Raw genomic sequence first — 17,505 nt, forward strand, 5'->3', positions numbered from 1 at the left:
AGGATTTACTCATCGGGCTTATGATTTATTCGAAACGATTCGAAGAAATCGCTTCCACCTTAAAAGTGTTGTAATGAAGACCAAGTGAATCAACGTTGGCTATGTTTTGAAACGATTCGAGAAAATCGTTTCGATAACCCATCGTAATACAAGGGAATCTACAACAGCCTGCAAAACAACGCCAGAGCAACGAATGAGTAAAGACAGCAGGCGATGATGAGAGGGGTTACATTATGGCACATATAACGATCGAAACTGGATCGCCAACCTTATGCATGAATACCAGCATACATGTTGTGTCCAGTGACTCCGGAGAGACTTCAGGCGGTACCCTATATCTGTTGCACGGAGCAGGCGATAATGCGAGTACCTGGCAACGATTAACCACAATTGAGATGTATGCAGCGCAATATGGTTGCACCATCATTATGCCGGAAGCGAATCGAAGCTATTACACCGATATGGAATACGGCCTGAATTACTTCCACTACATCACTCAGGAGTTACCTGAAGTATGCGAGCGTCTACTCAATCTGAATCCTGATCCGGAGAAAACGTATGTCGGCGGTTTATCCATGGGCGGATATGGTGCACTGAAATGTGGACTAACTTATCCAGAGAAGTATCGCAAAATAGTGTCTCTATCCGGGGTGACGGATATTCAGACACGGCTTCATGATCCCCATATGCCAGCGACCATGATCAAGGAAATGAAAGCGGTTTTTGGAGAACGTTTACAGGTAAAAGCCGATCAGGATATTTACGCACTGTCGGCCAAGCTGCTGGAACAGGGTGTTCTTTTACCTAATATCCTCAGTTGCTGTGGCGATCGTGACCCCTTCGTAGAGATGAATCGTGATTTCGCGAAATACATGCAGGGGACCGCTTTTGATTTTCGGTATGTGGAGACGCCGGGGGCTCATGAATGGAGATTTTGGGAGCACCACCTGAGAACGATGTTTGATTTTCTGTACAATGACAAGACCAAAGTAGAGTGAGGAGATGCAATGTGAAACCTGCAGCCGAAGGACCTAGCAAAAAGCTGAAGGGAAACGTGAAGGGCAATTCGCTCTGGACTGAAATCTGGAAGCACCGTATGACATACACCCTGCTTATTCCGGGGCTTGTCTGGCTAATCCTGTTTGCCTACATGCCGATGGGTGGCCTGTCTCTGGCATTCAAAGATTACAAGGCCAACCTGGGCATCTGGGGAAGTCCATGGAGCGGATTCGAGAACTTCAAATATGTTTTCCGTGATCCAACCTTTATTGACGCAGTATGGCGTACGCTGTACATCAATATTCTGAAACTGATTATTCAATTCCCGTTCCCGATCATTCTGGCGTTGTTGCTGAATGAATTGCGGATGCGCAGAGGGAAAAAATTGTTCCAAACCGTTCTTACGTTCCCTCATTTTCTGTCCTGGATCATCGTATCCGGCGTAGTCATCAATGTGCTGGCATATGACGGACTGGTAAACAGCGCGCTCGGATTACTCGGATTGCCAACGATTAATTTCCTTGGATCCGAATCTAACTTTGTACCGATGTTGCTGTTAACTGATATTTGGAAATCAAGTGGATGGGGCGCAATTATATTCTTGGCTGCCATTTCCGGTATTGACCAGGATCAGTATGAATCAGCACAGATCGACGGGGCTTCCCGTATGCAACAGATGTTCAAAATTACTTTACCGAACATCCTTCCAACCATCACAATCATGTTTATTCTTTCGGTTGGTGGATTGATGTCTTCCGGGTTTGACCAGATCTTCAACTTGGCAAATGCCGCTACCAAAAATGTATCGGAAGTACTCGATGTATATATCTATCGGATTACGTTCCAGTCATCAACCGATTTCTCATTCTCGACAGCGGTCAGCTTGTTCCGTTCCCTGGTGAATATGGCCTTGCTGCTTCTTGCTGACAGATTTGCCAAGTGGCTTGGCGGAGACGGTTTGTTCCGATAAGAGAGGAGGATAAATGAGATGAGCAAGAAAGCTAACAAAAAACCGAGAATTGGTACTGAAAGAATGACACTTCTCGATTACATTATTTTCGCCGTATTACTCGTGCTTGCCCTGATGATCCTGATTCCGTTCTGGAATGTTATCATGATCTCGTTTGCAACACAGAAAGAATATGCTGACAATCCATTTTTGATGTTCCCTAAACAATGGACATTGGATTCCTACAAGGCGTTGTTCGCTGACGGAACGATTCTGTCGGGATACAAAAATACCATTATATTGCTAGTCATCGGCTTGCCACTCAGCTTGTTCCTGACAACAAGCATGGCATATGGCCTTAGTCGCAACAAATTCCCGTTTAAGAAATTTATCTTTTTCCTGGTACTGTTCACCATGATCTTTAATGGTGGTATCGTACCGCTGTACCTGATCATGAAATCACTTCATCTTACAGGTACGCTCTGGTCCGTTATCCTGGCGGGAAGCTTCAGTGCTTTTAACATGATTCTGATGATGAACTACTTCTACACCTTGCCTGAATCACTGATGGAATCGGCGAGACTGGATGGAGCAGGAGAGTGGAGAATTCTGTTCTCTGTCGTTCTTCCGCTGGCTACACCAATTATGGCTACAATCACGTTGTTCTACGGTGTGGCTTACTGGAACAGTTGGTACGATGCGATGATATTCCTTCGAAAAGCGGATCAGTTACCGCTCCAGAATGTACTGCGAAACATTATCGTGACATCTACGACGAATGCATCAAATGCATCCAGTGTGGATGCTGCCCAGGCGAGCAACTTCTCCATGGGTATGAAGATGGCAGCTGTATTTGTCACCATGGTACCAATTATGTGTTTCTTCCCAATGCTGCAAAAACACTTTGCCAAAGGGGTATTAACAGGGGCAATCAAGACCTGATTATACGTATAGGATTTTGCAATAAAATCTGACTAAAAAACATGGGGGTAAAACATGAAAACGAACAAAAAGTTGTCAGTAAGAGCTCTCTTTGCCATCACGCTTAGTGTAGTTATGCTGATGGTGACCGCTTGTTCCAGCCAAGGAGCTTCAGGTGGTAACGAAAAAGATGCAGAGGGAAATTACAAAGATAACCTGACCATCTCTGTAGCTAACCTGACAGAAATCAAAAACGGAAACCTGGATAATGACTTCCACAAGTTCTGGACAGACAAATTCAATGTAACATGGGACTACAACTATATCGATTGGGATTCGTGGGGCGAGAAGCTTCGTCTGTGGATTAACTCTGGCGACTTGCCGGATGTAGCGGTATGGAACTATGTACATGGCGATGCCATTAACAGCATTGAACAAGGTTTGTTCTACAAATTCCCGGATGACTGGAAAGAACGCTGGCCTAACGTTGCAGCAGCTTACAATTTGACGGGTCTTGGAGACAAGCTGGAAGAATTGACAGGTGGAACATACGTCCTGCCTAGACCAATCTATTTCGAGAACAAACCAGCTGACCCACTGACGAACCAAATTGGTGTCATTGCGCTTCGTAAAGACTGGGCTGAAGCCGTTGGTTTTGAACTGAAAGATGCTTATACAACAACGGAATTGAATGAATATGCTGCGCTGGTGAAAGAAAAAGATCCAGGCAAAGTAGGTAACAAACTTGTACCATTGTCCTACAATGCTGCAGATGCCATGACAAACATGATTATGCCAAACAGCGTACATGCCATGACCGACACACCGTTCTACAAGGGTGAAGATGGCAAGTTCCACTGGGGACCAGCAGATCCTGAAACGCTGACAGGACTTAAATTGATGCAAAAAGCGTATAAAGATGGATTGCTCAATCCTGAGTTCTACACATGGAAAAACAATGAAGGTCAAAACAACTTCAAAGTAACAGGAACAGCCGCTGTAACAAGTCTGGGTGGACTCGCTTCGTACAGACAAGGTCTGGATTCGGATATGAGAAAAAATCTGGGTGTAGATAGTGATGAACTGGTACACACAGCAATCGTAGTGGGCGATGACGGTAAATACCGTAACATGGAGCAAGCCAACTTCTGGTCCGCATTGATCTTCAACCCGGACATCAGTGACGAGAAATTCGAACGGATCATGGATCTGATCGATTACTCCGCAACCAAAGAAGGACAGTTGCTCATCAACATGGGCTTTGAAGGAACGGATTGGAAATATGATGAGAACCAAGAACTGGTTAGCTTGTTGCCAGAAGGAACAGTATTGGAAGATAAATACCCGGCACGTTTCGAAGGTCTGTATCTGCTCGGTGACGACTTCAGCGTTGTAAACCCAGCAATCAAAAAGGATTACCGTGATAGAGCCGTGAAATTGTTCCAAGAAAAAGCAAAACTCGGTACAGAAGGCAAATCGCTTGCAGCATACGATTGGGATGTCAACCTGTATGATTCCAAAGCGAAGAGTCAGGCTTCATTCGATTACCAGAACGAATATGCCAACCTGATCCTCAAAAACGGAGATCTGGAGGCAAACTGGAAAGAATGGGTGAACAGTAAAATGTCCCTGGTTCAACCTTATCTGGATGAGCTAAACGAGAAATTCTAGTAATCGTTCAGTCATTAATTTTGAACCCGGTGCGCGGTCTCTCCCCGAACGCAGCCGGGTTCTTTATTTCAACAACTTGTAAGTGGAGGATACGATCAGATGAATAACGAGCAGCTGCTAGACCTGGTAAAACAGATGACGTTGGAGGAAAAAACAGCTCAGCTTCTTCAGTTGACTGCCAACTTCTATGAAGGAACAAATGTCGAAGGCCAGATCACAGGGCCGATGGAAGAGATGGGAATTACGGAGCAGTCCGTGGATGCCAGTGGGTCCATTCTGGGGTTGTCTGGTGCACAGGCCATCATTGATGTACAGCAAGCTTATATGAAAAAAAGCCGTTTGGGCATTCCGCTCTTGTTCATGGCTGACGTCGTTCATGGTTTCAAAACCATTTTCCCGATTCCACTGGCGATCGGTTGCTCATGGGACACAGAACTGGCTGAGAAAAGTGCTGAAATTGCAGCACGTGAATCAGCTGTATCCGGTTTACATGTTACTTTTGCACCTATGGTGGATCTGGTTCGTGACCCGCGTTGGGGCCGTGTGATGGAAACGACAGGAGAAGACCCTTATCTGAACAGCTTGTTCGCGGCTGCATTTGTACGTGGATATCAGGGCGATAGCTTGAAGGATGAGCCTGATCGTCTTGCAGCCTGTGTTAAACACTTTGCGGCGTATGGAGCGGCTGAGGGTGGTCGGGATTACAATACGGTGGACATGTCCGAGCGTAACCTGCGTGAGTACTATTTGCCAGCGTACAAAGCTGCATTGGATGCGGGTGTAGAAATGGTCATGACTTCGTTCAATACGGTTGACGGTATTCCGGCAAGTGGCAATGAGAAGTTAATGCGCGGCATTTTGCGTGACGAGTGGGGCTTTGATGGTGTGCTGATCTCGGATTGGGCTTCCATTCGTGAGATGATTGCGCATGGCGCTGCGGAAGATGATCGTGAAGCGGCATACCGTGCCATTCGCGCAGGCGTAGATATGGAGATGATGACACCTTGTTATGTACATCATTTGCCTGAGCTAATTGAGAGCGGTGAAGTGGAAGAGAAGCTCATTGATGAAGCCGTTCTGCGAATACTGCAACTGAAAGAGAAGCTGGGATTGTTCGACAATCCGCTACGTGCAGCTGATCCGGTTCGTGAACGTGAGATTGTGTTCTCCAAAGAGCACCGTCAGGTATCATATGAACTGGCAACCAAATCGGCTGTCCTGTTGAAAAATGATAACAGCGTGCTTCCGCTTCAAGCTGACGCTAATGTAGCCCTTATTGGTCCTTTTGCACAGAGTCCTGATATTCTGGGCTGGTGGTCCTGTGAAGGGGTTAAGGAAGATGCAGTCAAGCTTGGAACAGCTCTGCAAGAACGCTTGACGGGTGGGAAAGTTCAGTTTGCTCAAGGCAGTGATGTTCATACGATTACAGCTGAGCAGATAGCGGAAGCCCTTCAAGTGGCAAGCAAAGCGGATCTGATTGTCCTTGCTCTGGGTGAAGACTCGGAGATGAGTGGAGAAGGTGGATCGCGCACGGATATTCGTCTGCCAGCAGCCCAATTGGAATTGGTTAAACAGCTCAAAGCTGCGGGAAAACCTATTGCTAGCGTTATTTTCAACGGACGTCCATTGGATCTGCATGGTGTAATCGATGAATCGGATGCCGTTCTTGAAGCCTGGTTCCCAGGCAGTGAAGGCGGGGCAGCGATCGCAGATGTTCTGACAGGTGTAGTGAATCCATCTGCACGTCTGACGATGTCCTTCCCGCAGTCCGTAGGTCAGATTCCGGTCTATTACAATCATTTCAATACAGGTCGTCCGTTGAACCCGGAGAAAACGGAAGAGCGTTATGTCTCGAAATACATTGACAGTCCCAATGAACCTTTGCTTCCGTTCGGTTATGGTCTCTCATACACTTCTTTCTCTTATGGTGATCTTGAAGTGTCCAGTAACGAGATGACTGCCGAAGAGCCTTTGAGTATCCAAGTACGTGTAACGAACACGGGTGATCGCACAGGTGTAGAGACTGTTCAGTTGTACATTCGGGATGTAACGGGTGAAGTCGTTCGTCCTATGCGTGAACTGAAAGGATATGTGAGGCTTGCATTGGCTCCAGGAGAGAGTGGTATAGCTGCGTTTACGTTAAATGAAGAACAGCTTCGCTATCACCATTCCGATTTAAGCCATCGCAGTGATCGAGGTGAGTTCCATATTCTTGTGGGTGCAAACAGTCGGGACACTCAGAAGAAATCATTCAGACTCGTGTAATCCGGTGAATGGAAATAGTAATGTGTCAGGCCTTTCCTTATGGAAGGCCTGATGAACATAACAGGGGAGCGAAGAATGTGGTCAGTATCAAGGATATCGCCAAACAGGCGGGAGTTTCCATCTCTACGGTGTCATATGCGCTTAATGGTAGCAACAAAGTGACCGATGAGACGAGTTCCAAAATTTTGGCCATTGCCAAAGAGCTGAACTATGTTCCAAATGCCGCTGCAAGAACACTGAAGAAGAGAGAATCCAAAATTCTGGGTGTATTCTTGACCGATTTTAGCGGAGATGTGTATGGAGACTTGCTGAGTGGCATGAAAGCTGTATGCAATGCTCAAGGCTATGACCTGATCGTGTGCAGTGGTAAACAATCCCATCGCATGCTTCCAGAGAGGATGATTGATGGTGCAATCATTCTGGATCATACGTTTGCAAGTGAGGAACTGATGCAATACGCCGATCGGGGCCACAAAATCGTTGTATTGGACCGTGAGATGGATCATCCCAACATTAATCAGGTTCTGCTGGATAATAAAGCTGGGGCGACACTTGCGATGGAACATCTTATTGAGCAGGGACATAAGAAAATCTACGTGGTGACAGGACCGGAAGGTTCGTTTGACTCTGTGCAGCGATTAAAGGCTGTGAGACAGGTTGCGGAACGTGAAGCCGATGTGGAATGGATTGAGATCACGGGAGATTTTGAAAAGAGTGGTGGAGAACAAGCCGCAGATCAGATTGTGCAGGAGTATGATGGGCCCGCAGCAGTATTCTGCCTCAATGATGAGATGGCTATTGGCTTGTGTGATCGTCTGGCAGAAAGTACACTTGGCGTTGGTCAGGAGGTCGATGTCATCGGATTCGACAATATTGAATTGAGCAAGTACGTCCAGCCGAGATTGGCAAGCATTGATTATTCCAAACGCAAGTGGGGATCACTCGCCGCTGAACAATTGATCAAAATTATTGCTGGAGAACCCGTCGATCATGAACGAATCTATGTGACATTAGTTGAGGGTGGGTCAGTGAGTGGACCTATGCCTTCTGATGCTGTTATATCCATGCGGAATGAACGGGCAGTAAGCTATTGATCCCGAATATGCGTATCCTGACTGGATTGATGCATGGAACAAACGGCACAGCAAGAGGCAAGGCTTAGAAGAATCGAATCATTCTTTTAAGCCTTGCCTCTTGTTATTTCGAGGATGAAGCAATAGAAAAAGCCTCTCCGGAGAGAGGCTTGGCCTTTTACAAGCCTTTTGTCTTGTCATTGTTGTAGGATGAAGTGAGAATGCCTGTAATGAAGAGAGTCAATACAATTGCAATAATCCAGAATGTCAGTGAAAATGACATACCCTTCGCACCTCCTGCACAAGCTCATTTTCTTCTATTATAACCATTATAGTTAGAAAAGAAATGCTTCACCCTATTATTTGTAAAATAAAAAGTGCGTGGGCACCGGTCTTAGGCTGCCATCCGACGGGTTATTTACAACCCGATTATTCAGAATAAGCGAGGAAGATCCGCCGCCATCCAGATTATAGGCGTCGATAACTCCAAGCTTGTACAGCCGTCCTTGCAACTCTTCTAGGGTAGCACCGGAACTTCCGCCTTCATTATATCCATCGACCACAATGATCAACAATTGATCATCCTTATAATTGCCAATGACCGTACGTGGTGCTCGTTTGGGTGATACTTTCCACTTATCGGGAATTGTGGTTTTACGCCCATTCTGCAACAGCACCGGAACAAACGTAGCCCCAAACTGTGGCCGCAGGCGATCCAGTGAATTTTTATCGAAGAACTTGCCTCCGACCAGCTTGCCGGCATCGTTAAGTCCTACAAAAAACAGGTCTTTGAAACTGGCCTGAAAACCGTTCACGTATTTCCCATCCATAACCGTTGTGCTAAGTGGGTAACGTTTGCCGCCACTGTCAGCAAATCCACCTGCGTTGATCCCGGCAATCGCGCCGTTACGCTTCACAGCCTGCATGGTTGTCTCAGAACGGCCAGGTTCACTGTCCAGAGCCATCTGCATAGCAGTGGGGTCTTTTAGCTTAATCTTCATGGCATAGCCCTTATAGGTGCCAGGATTCACTCTGTACAGTTCAATCGTTAGCCGGTCACTGTCTACCCGTTCAAATGGAACGCCAAGCTTGGATGTAATCCGTTTGTTGTAGATCGTTTCCGGACGATCCGCCTGAGCGGAAGCCTTCTGTACGAGTGTAGACATCGTACTTGTTGTTTTATTATAGAGCTGTGTCGTTCTTTTAATAGAAGAAGAAGTCTGGACAGCAGCCTCTTTTGCCCCGGCAAGCTCTTGGCTAATTGCTTGGGCCCGGGGTGTAATCGTATCCTCTGACAGTTCGGCAGAAATCAAACCTCCGGGTTCGAGCGGAGGACGAAGCAACAGCAGGCATAATATCAATCCAACAAAAGGAGCGAGTGCAAGCATAAAAAAACGATTAACCTGTTTGACGGGTGTAATCATTTGAGCAGGTCCATCTTTTTCTGGAGTGTCTCCAGTTGTTTTTTGACTTCGCTCAGCTGGGTATAGAGTTTGTTGCTATTATCCGTTTTGTCACTTGCATTATCCTTGGTGAAAGTCAGCAATTCATTGAAGGATTGAACTTGTCCCTGCAGGTCTTCTACTTCCTTAGATATCGTTGTTAGCTGATTTTCGTAGTCGGTTTTTAACGCTGTAATCTGCTGTTGATTATGGGCCTGAAGCTGGTTAATCATCTGTTGCTGGAGATGGTTACTATAATAGTAGGTTCCAACGACTCCCAGTGCAATGAGCACAATCCACATTACCAGAAACAGCTTGATTGAAGATCCGGCCTTGCCTTTGGCGCTCCGGGTGTGATGGATGTCAGAGGGCGGGGCAGATGGTTTCATATCATCACTCCTGGTCATTTATAGGTACAAAAATTTTTCCAGTCCTCATTCTATCATGCCCCTATTGATTACGCAAAAATGAAATTCTTTACTTAATAGAGTAAAAAGAGATTGCATCGGAAGGAAGTCCTAGGATACAATTTCTTATAGATGCAATAAGTAGGAACTTTGGGCAGGTTTTTCGACTTTTTTAGATAGAAATGCAGGAAATTTATACTATATTTTTACCTTTCCGGGGATGGGAAGATGGACGTCATGGTGTTTTTATAACAAAATACGGTGAAAATAGAGCTTTTTTATCGGCTGCATCCTGTGTTTTTCTATTTTTCGACATAATCCGACCTATGCTTCTTCTATACTCGGACTGTCGCATAGACGATGGCATCATTATGACAGAAGCTAGAAGCTATTTGTCCAATACATAACAGGGGGAACAACAATGAAAAAAGTATGGCAGGTGGTCATCGTAGATATCCACCCCACCAGCATGCTCGGTACAAAATTGATTTTGGAAGAGCAGCAAGATCTGACGGTACGTGGCATGACCTCGACCGGAACAGAAGGGCTCGATCTAGTGAATATGCACCAGCCTGATCTGATTCTGATGGATTATCGTCTTCCAGAGGGCCCGGCCGATCAATATATTGCCCAGATGAAGAATCTGTCAGCTCACAGTCACATCATCATTCTGACGGATGAAGATAATGTGAAGCTGTTTCGTCATCTGATGAGTCTTGGTGCAAGCGGCATGTTATCCAAACAGGCTTCCCCTAGCCAGCTGATTCATCTGATCTCTGGGTTACGTGAGGGCCATGTGTCCATTCCATTGGCGTGGTTAAACAGTGCGGAGTGGGCGCAACCTGTGGAGTCTCCGACAGAATCACGTGTAATTGAATTAACAGAAACCGAAACTTTTATCATGGAAAGAATTGTTCAGGGTGTAACCTATGATAAAATAGCGAATGAGATCAACGTTAGCAGACGTTCCATTGATAATTACCTGCGTAAAATATACGTGAAGCTGGAAGTAAGCAGCAGAGCACAGGCCATTGAACGTTATGCCTTGCATGCAAGACAAGTGAAGACGGGATCCTGACGAATCGGGTTTGTTCTTCTTATTATCACAACTGGTCGATATGCATCCGGTCATATTCGATGGCGAGCACGAATAGGTTGTAGGGCTGCGGACTGCGAGTACAGTTTCGGAATAGGGATGAAAGGGGAACGGATCGATGAAATATTTCTTTGCTTCCCGTACCAACAGGCTTTTGTCATCACCACTGAGGGATATACGTGAGATGTCTGGCAGAGATTATTTCATTTCTCTGGCAGAAGAATTGCCTGCGGAGGAGTTGTTTCCTTTCAAATTGTTGGAAGAAGCAGCGGTGTCTGTCTTTAGTTCAGGCCCCTCTGCATTGCAATATGGAGAGCCAGCAGGCTACACCCCCCTAAGAGAGTGGCTGAACAAGGACTGGAATGCACGCAAAGGCATACGAACGGTACCCGAGCAGATTCTGTTGACCACTGGTACCCAGCAGGCCATCGATCTCGTGATGCGTCTATTACTTGAGCCAGGAGATTCCGTACTGGTTGAACATCCCACATCTCCAGGCTGTCTTGAGGTTCTGGAAATGCAAGGAGCCAAGATTGTGCCCGTAATGGGTGATCGGGACGGCATACTACCAGACCTTTTGGAGCATCACATGCAGCAGGTTAGACCGAAGCTGCTTTTTGCTGCACCCAGTTTCTCAAATCCGACAGGTGCTTTGTGGAGTATGGAGCGTCGGGAGGCTGTCCTTGAACTGTGTTCGCGCTATGGTGTACTGCTAGTGGAAGATGATTCTTACGGGGAGCTTCATTTCGATGGCCTGGAGCCAACGGAATTCTATCGTAAATACCCTTCACTCTTTGCACTGGATACTGCAGATCAGGGTGGACATGTTCTATACATTGGTTCATTCAGCAAAACGGTAGCGCCCGCTCTTCGAACCGGATGGGCCGCGGGACACCCGGCACTGATTCAGGCCATGGCCTCAGTTAAACGGATTGCCGATGGTCAGTCCAGCCCGATGAATCAGCGGCTGTTGTATCAATTGCTTGCCCAGTCCCCGTTTCGTTGGAGTGATCACCTGTCCATGTTGAATCGGGAGTATAAGACAAGACTCAAACTGATGCTTGAACTGTTGAAGAGACCAGGCTGGAAAGGGTGTCAATACAACATTCCTGAGGGTGGAATGTATCTGTGGGTACAGTTGCCGGAAGGATTGGATAGTGGCGCTCTGCTTAAGGCTGCTCTGCCCAAAGGGGTATCTTTTCTGCCTGGATCGCTATGTTCTACAGGTGTACAGGATCAACGTTACATTCGATTAAACTTTAGCCATCCGGGTCGGGATGAACTGCTGCTCGGCATGAATCTGATCAGTGAAGCCATTTCCGAATTTACGGCTCGTAGCTAAGACAGATCCAAAATAGATTGTGGCAAAATTAAAATTGGTTCATGACCAAAGTGATTACGTTATTGCATCCACTAACATTTTTATATATAATATGAATTAATGAGTTGTTGGTTTCTTTATATAAGCTACAATGGTGGCCAGTTCAGAAAGAGCACTCATATATTTTATCTAACGGGGGAAAATTCAACATGTCTAATATTTTATTCGTTAAAGCAAATGACCGTCCTGCAGATCAAGCAGTCAGCGTTAAATTGTACGATGCATTCTTGAGCGCATACAAAGAGTCCCACCCAGGTGACACAGTTACTGAGTTGGATCTCTACAATACAGAATTCCCATTCTATGGTAACACTGCAATCACAGGTACTTACAAAGCAGCTAACGGTTTTGAACTGACAGCTGACGAGCAAAAAGCAGCTTCACTTGCAGCACAGCTTCAAGATCAATTCTTGGCAGCTGACAAAGTGGTATTTGCATTCCCGCTCTGGAACTTCACTGTTCCTGCACCATTGGTAAACTACATTGCTTACCTGAGCCAAGCTGGTAAAACATTCAAATACACTGCTGAAGGTCCTGTAGGACTTGCTGGCGACAAAAAAGTAGCTTTGCTTAACGCACGTGGTGGCGTGTACTCCGAAGGTCCAATGGCAGCTGCTGAAATGTCCCTGAACTTCCTGAAAACAGTTCTCGGCTTGTGGGGTATTCAAAGCCCTGAAGTGGTTATCGTTGAAGGACATAACGCTTCTGCAGATCGTGCTGAAGAGATTGTTACTGCAGGTCTGAAATTGGCTTCCGAAGTAGCAGCAAGCTTCTAATAACAATCTTCTATATGTAACACATAAAAACACCTGTTGTCTCCTCTGGAGATTACAGGTGTTTTTGCATTCTCATTTTCATATCACGTACTTCGAGTGTTTCCATATCAGTTATGGCCTGTATTTTTCAAGTATTGCTCCGCGGTTTCAGCGATATGTGCAAGGTCGTCCTTATGTTCACCAGATACGGAATACGTTACATCAAGTTCATTAATGGTTCGTTCAATCATATCATTATCCTCAAGCATGTGTGCATGCTCGGTTAACGCTTGTACTCCCTTAATCGTCAGAATATATTTCCCTCGGGAGAGGCGTTCAAACCAGCCATAATAATTCTTTTGCAGAATAGCCGCGGCAGAACCTACACCCGTCTGTCTGGCAAGTGTGGCGGGAGAGGATTCTCCGTTCGTTCGCAGAGCAGATGCGACTCGTAAGGCCTTCTCACGATATGCCGTGATCAGCTGTCTGCGTGTGCTGCCTCCCGTATTATAATCACCGCTGCGTTCGTCGAATTCCTTAAGCAGGCGTTTCCGCCGAACACCACTTTTGCGAGCAACCTGATTGCGGCCAGTGAGGGGAGTCTGTGCAGAAGGCTCACATAATACATCAATTAGGGGAGGTTTTGTTTTGTAAAATGTGACTGTCAGCAGCCCCAGACCAAGCTGTCTGCATAATGCAGTCAGTTCGCTCCAGCGTTGGTTCACGGCTCCACGTTTGCTGCGATTGCGCTCGACGGCCAAATACACGAACGGGCTAAGCTTCAAGCGCTGCATGCCTTGCAACAACAGGGAGAGATTAAATGTTTTTTTCATCTCCACAATCAGTGGTTCCTCCTGATCCGATCTGACCCCTACGAGGTCACAATGTCTAACTTCCGCCTTTACGTCGAAGCCACGCTGCTCGAAGAAAGCCTTCACAGGCGAATATAATTCGGTTTCGTATTGCACTGCCATCGTTCGTGCTCCTTTCCCAAAGTAGTCAGAGTTCTGACCGCATTGTCCGGTTTCCTGAATTAGAACCCTCATTATATCATATTCGTTCTTTTTTTTCTGAACGCACAAGATGTCTGATAGAACAGGGAAAAGCCAAAATTCGAAGCCATGGATTGAAAAAAAGAGGTCAACTTATCCGAATTGCCGCATAGGTATGTAATACACTTTTCACAACAAAACAAGATGTTTGGACAGAGGGTGGCGGGACTTCACAGGACCGCAAGATTGGTATTCAAGCAGGAGCCGCAATTCTATTGATTTCTTCATACCATTCGGAATGGTTGACAATCACACTAAAGGAGCCATGGGAGGTACCAAGCATGAATATTTTTGAACGCGTTGCGGAACATCGGGCAGAGAGTGACCGTTTGACATGGAACGGAACATTTGAAGATTATATTGAACTGCTGAGAGAGGACCCGACTCCGGCAATGACGGCTCACGCCAGAGTGTATGAAATGATTGAATCGTTTGGCGTGGAAGAAGTAGGTGGGCAAAAGCGGTACAAGTTTTTTGAGCAGGAGATCTTTGGATTGGATCGATCCATTGAAAAGCTGGTTGAAGAATACTTTCACTCAGCAGCACGCCGCCTGGATGTACGTAAGCGGATCTTGCTGCTTATGGGTCCCGTAAGTGGAGGTAAATCGACGCTGGTGACGTTGCTGAAGCGGGGGCTTGAACAATTCTCGCGGACAAAAAAAGGTGCTATCTATGCTATTGATGGATGCCCGATGCATGAGGAGCCACTGCATCTGATTCCATTGGAACTTCGTCCTGAAGTGGAAAAGGAAATTGGAGTTCGTATTGAGGGGAACCTTTGCCCATCTTGCCAAATGAGACTCCGTACCGAATATGGCGGTGATATCAGCAAGGTGCCTGTGGAACGGGTTATTGTTTCCGAGGATAATCGGGTGGGGATAGGAACATTCAGTCCTTCCGATCCGAAATCGCAGGATATTGCCGATCTGACGGGTAGCATCGACTTCTCTACCATTACCGAGTTTGGTTCTGAATCCGATCCACGTGCCTATCGTTTTGATGGAGAGTTGAACAAGGCGAACCGCGGATTGATGGAGTTCCAGGAGATGTTAAAATGTGATGAGAAATTTCTGTGGAATCTGTTGTCGCTTACACAGGAGGGGAATTTCAAAGCAGGACGTTTCGCCTTAATCAGTGCAGATGAGATGATTGTGGCGCATACGAATGAATCGGAGTATAAGTCTTTTATCTCCAACAAGAAGAATGAGGCACTGCAATCCCGGATGATTGTCATGCCGATTCCATACAACCTGAAAGTATCCGAGGAAGAGAAAATCTATGCCAAGCTCATTCAGCAAAGTGACATGAAGCATGTTCATATTGCACCGCATGCATTGCGGACTGCAGCCATTTTTTCCATACTTACCCGCTTGAAGGAAACGAAGAAACAAGGCATGGATCTCGTGAAAAAAATGCGGATGTATGACGGTGAGGAAGTGGAAGGTTATAAAGAAGCCGATCTGCGAGAGATGCAAAATGAGTATCTGGATGAAGGGATGTCCGGCATTGATCCGCGGTATGTCATCAATCGGATCTCCAGTGCTTTGATCAAGCAAAATCTTCAGTGCATTAACGCGTTGGACATTCTGCGGGCCATCAAGGACGGTCTGGACCAACATGCTTCCATTACGAAAGAAGAGCGGGAGCGTTATCTGAATTTTATTGCTCTTGCACGCAAGGAGTATGACGAACTGGCCAAGAAGGAAGTACAGAAAGCATTTGTGTACTCATTCGAGGAGTCGGCGAGAACATTATTTGAGAACTATCTGGACAATATTGAAGCATTCTGCAACTGGTCCAAAATTCGTGATCCACTCACGGATGAAGAAATGGACCCGGATGAGCGTTTGATGCGTTCCATCGAGGAGCAGATCGGAATCTCCGAGAATGCAAAGAAAGCATTCAGGGAAGAGATTCTAATCCGAATCTCGGCGTACTCCCGTAAGGAGCGCAAATTCGAGTACAGCAGCCATGACCGTCTGCGTGAAGCGATTGAGAAGAAGTTGTTTACAGATCTGAAAGACATCGTCAAGATTACAACCTCCACCAAAACACCAGATGCAACCCAATTGAAACGAATGAATGAAGTGATCAAACGCTTAATTGAAGAACATGGATATACCGCAGCCAGCGCCAATGAACTGCTACGCTATGTGGGCAGTCTGCTTAATCGCTAATCGGCAACGAACCATTCCGGATCAGGCTTCTGATGTCTGCTGTGAGGCTCCTTCACAGCAGAGTCAGGGCCTTTTTAGTTCCATAAGCATCTTATTAACCTGAAATACTGACAAATAAGGTTAATTTTACGGTGAATTAGTTCTAAAGGTGTATGTAAGTTTGGGTATTTTAGTCTATAATCAATACATATATTTACAATTTAAAGTAATGGTGTTTATTAAGGAGCTGACTGAACCAGATATGAGCAGTATTTCCGCAACAAGACAGAAGCAACTTGATTACATGGGATTAACCGCAAGAGATCTGGCACTGCTTGCCGATCATCGGCCTGTTTTTAAAAAAGTCGTGAATGAAGTGGTGGATCATTTCTACAATCATGTGGGGAATTATCCTGATCTGGTAGATCTGATTGCCCGATTCTCTACAATTGATCGTCTAAAGGAAACACAGAAGATGTACTGGTTATCGATGACGGATGGAATCGTGGACGACGCATATATTGAACAACGTATTGCGATTGGGCTTGTGCATTCCCGTATTGGCCTGTCCGAAGATTATTATCTGGGTACCTATATGGTTTACCTTGATATTGCAACGAGCATATTCCAGCAGGTTATCCCTGATTCCTGGCATCTTGTCATTCAGGCGCTCAGTAAAATGTTTAATCTGGATTCACAGCTTGTCCTTGAGGCATATGAGAAGAAAGAAAAAGAAAAGTTACATCAGCTTGCCGATGATCAACAACATACTTTGCAGGCGATCACGCAAATTACCCAAGAGCTTACAGGCATGATCAGTGAACTGAATGAAAATGCGCTGGCTATCTCGAATGTGGCCAAAGAAACAGCTGCTTCTCAGGATCAGGCTCAAGTTCTGCTCACGGAGTTGACCGGGGAGATCCAGCAGATTGGAAAAATGGGTGAACTCATTCGCGAGATATCGGATCAGAGTCATCTTGTCGGCCTGAATGCAGCGATTGAAGCTGCTCATGCAGGAGAGTTCGGTCGTGGCTTCGAGGTCGTCGCCAGTGAGGTGCGCAAGCTCGCAGCCAGTTCCCGGGATGCCCAGGGTAAAATTCAGACTAATCTAGAGCAGATCATGAAGAAACTAAGTAGTGTGCAGCAAGAGTCGGATCATACGTCTCGTGGAGCACGTAGCCAAGCTTCACGCTCGGCCGAACTGGCTGTATTTGCAACAACAATGGAGAAACTGTCTCTGGATTTGAAGAATCTGGAACAACAGGAATAGACGTTAAAAGCAATAGGAACCTTCCATACCGTTTCAGGCTGTTTTAAGCTATAATGGGTAGACAAACC

Annotated in this window: 14 protein-coding genes; 11 read left to right on the plus strand and 3 right to left on the minus strand. The window is 46.0% G+C overall.

Going from position 1 to position 17,505, the window contains the following annotated elements:
- Positions 1-233 precede the first annotated feature (233 nt).
- The 6 genes from MKX40_RS08940 to MKX40_RS08965 all read left to right on the plus strand — a co-directional run bounded on the left by MKX40_RS08940 (position 234) and on the right by MKX40_RS08965 (position 7,899).
- A complete protein-coding gene (locus MKX40_RS08940) occupies positions 234-998 on the plus strand; it encodes an alpha/beta hydrolase family protein (RefSeq protein WP_339240894.1) in 765 nt (254 codons plus the stop codon).
- Positions 999-1,009: 11 nt separating this feature from the next.
- Positions 1,010-1,969, plus strand: coding sequence for an ABC transporter permease subunit (locus tag MKX40_RS08945; RefSeq protein ID WP_017689585.1), 960 nt, complete (start codon positions 1,010-1,012; stop codon positions 1,967-1,969).
- 18 nt (positions 1,970-1,987) lie between these two features.
- Entirely contained in the window at positions 1,988-2,890 is a 903-nt protein-coding gene (locus tag MKX40_RS08950; RefSeq protein ID WP_253432871.1) for a carbohydrate ABC transporter permease, read from the plus strand.
- A gap of 54 nt (positions 2,891-2,944) precedes the next feature.
- The gene (locus MKX40_RS08955; protein ID WP_339240895.1) at positions 2,945-4,540 is read left to right on the plus strand and encodes an ABC transporter substrate-binding protein; all 1,596 of its coding nucleotides are present in this window, start codon (positions 2,945-2,947) and stop codon (positions 4,538-4,540) included.
- Positions 4,541-4,639: 99 nt separating this feature from the next.
- Positions 4,640-6,805 (plus strand): beta-glucosidase BglX, encoded by a 2,166-nt coding sequence (gene bglX, locus MKX40_RS08960; RefSeq protein ID WP_339240896.1) that lies wholly within the window; start codon positions 4,640-4,642, stop codon positions 6,803-6,805.
- Positions 6,806-6,882: 77 nt separating this feature from the next.
- Positions 6,883-7,899 carry a LacI family DNA-binding transcriptional regulator gene (locus MKX40_RS08965; protein ID WP_339240897.1) on the plus strand — a complete coding sequence of 339 codons (1,017 nt, stop codon included), beginning with the start codon at positions 6,883-6,885 and terminating at the stop codon, positions 7,897-7,899.
- A gap of 338 nt (positions 7,900-8,237) precedes the next feature.
- On the opposite strand, the gene MKX40_RS08970 is transcribed toward MKX40_RS08965, so the two are convergent.
- Together MKX40_RS08970 and MKX40_RS08975 are read right to left on the minus strand one after the other, a co-directional pair.
- Entirely contained in the window at positions 8,238-9,302 is a 1,065-nt protein-coding gene (locus MKX40_RS08970; RefSeq protein ID WP_339240898.1) for a phosphodiester glycosidase family protein, read from the minus strand.
- Entirely contained in the window at positions 9,299-9,709 is a 411-nt protein-coding gene (locus MKX40_RS08975; RefSeq protein ID WP_339240899.1) for a hypothetical protein, read from the minus strand. The genes MKX40_RS08970 and MKX40_RS08975 overlap by 4 nt, the downstream gene beginning before the upstream one ends.
- A gap of 439 nt (positions 9,710-10,148) precedes the next feature.
- Between MKX40_RS08975 and MKX40_RS08980 the strand changes: the two genes are divergently transcribed.
- The 3 genes from MKX40_RS08980 to MKX40_RS08990 all read left to right on the plus strand — a co-directional run bounded on the left by MKX40_RS08980 (position 10,149) and on the right by MKX40_RS08990 (position 12,980).
- The gene (locus MKX40_RS08980; protein ID WP_339240900.1) at positions 10,149-10,805 is read left to right on the plus strand and encodes a response regulator transcription factor; all 657 of its coding nucleotides are present in this window, start codon (positions 10,149-10,151) and stop codon (positions 10,803-10,805) included.
- 136 nt (positions 10,806-10,941) lie between these two features.
- Positions 10,942-12,165, plus strand: coding sequence for a PLP-dependent aminotransferase family protein (locus MKX40_RS08985; protein WP_339240901.1), 1,224 nt, complete (start codon positions 10,942-10,944; stop codon positions 12,163-12,165).
- 188 nt (positions 12,166-12,353) lie between these two features.
- Positions 12,354-12,980, plus strand: a complete 627-nt coding sequence (locus MKX40_RS08990) for an FMN-dependent NADH-azoreductase (protein ID WP_169478771.1) — start codon at positions 12,354-12,356, stop codon at positions 12,978-12,980.
- A 107-nt stretch (positions 12,981-13,087) separates the two neighbouring features.
- On the opposite strand, the gene MKX40_RS08995 is transcribed toward MKX40_RS08990, so the two are convergent.
- A complete protein-coding gene (locus MKX40_RS08995; RefSeq protein ID WP_339240902.1) occupies positions 13,088-13,933 on the minus strand; it encodes a DUF2161 family putative PD-(D/E)XK-type phosphodiesterase in 846 nt (281 codons plus the stop codon).
- Positions 13,934-14,292: 359 nt separating this feature from the next.
- On the opposite strand from MKX40_RS08995, the gene MKX40_RS09000 reads away from it, so the two are divergent.
- Positions 14,293-16,188, plus strand: a complete 1,896-nt coding sequence (locus tag MKX40_RS09000) for a PrkA family serine protein kinase (protein WP_339240903.1) — start codon at positions 14,293-14,295, stop codon at positions 16,186-16,188.
- Positions 16,189-16,429: 241 nt separating this feature from the next.
- A complete protein-coding gene (locus tag MKX40_RS09005) occupies positions 16,430-17,437 on the plus strand; it encodes a globin-coupled sensor protein (RefSeq protein ID WP_339240904.1) in 1,008 nt (335 codons plus the stop codon).
- Positions 17,438-17,505 lie beyond the last annotated feature (68 nt).

It is taken from the genome of Paenibacillus sp. FSL R5-0517, from assembly GCF_037974355.1.
Lineage (GTDB): Bacteria > Bacillota > Bacilli > Paenibacillales > Paenibacillaceae > Paenibacillus.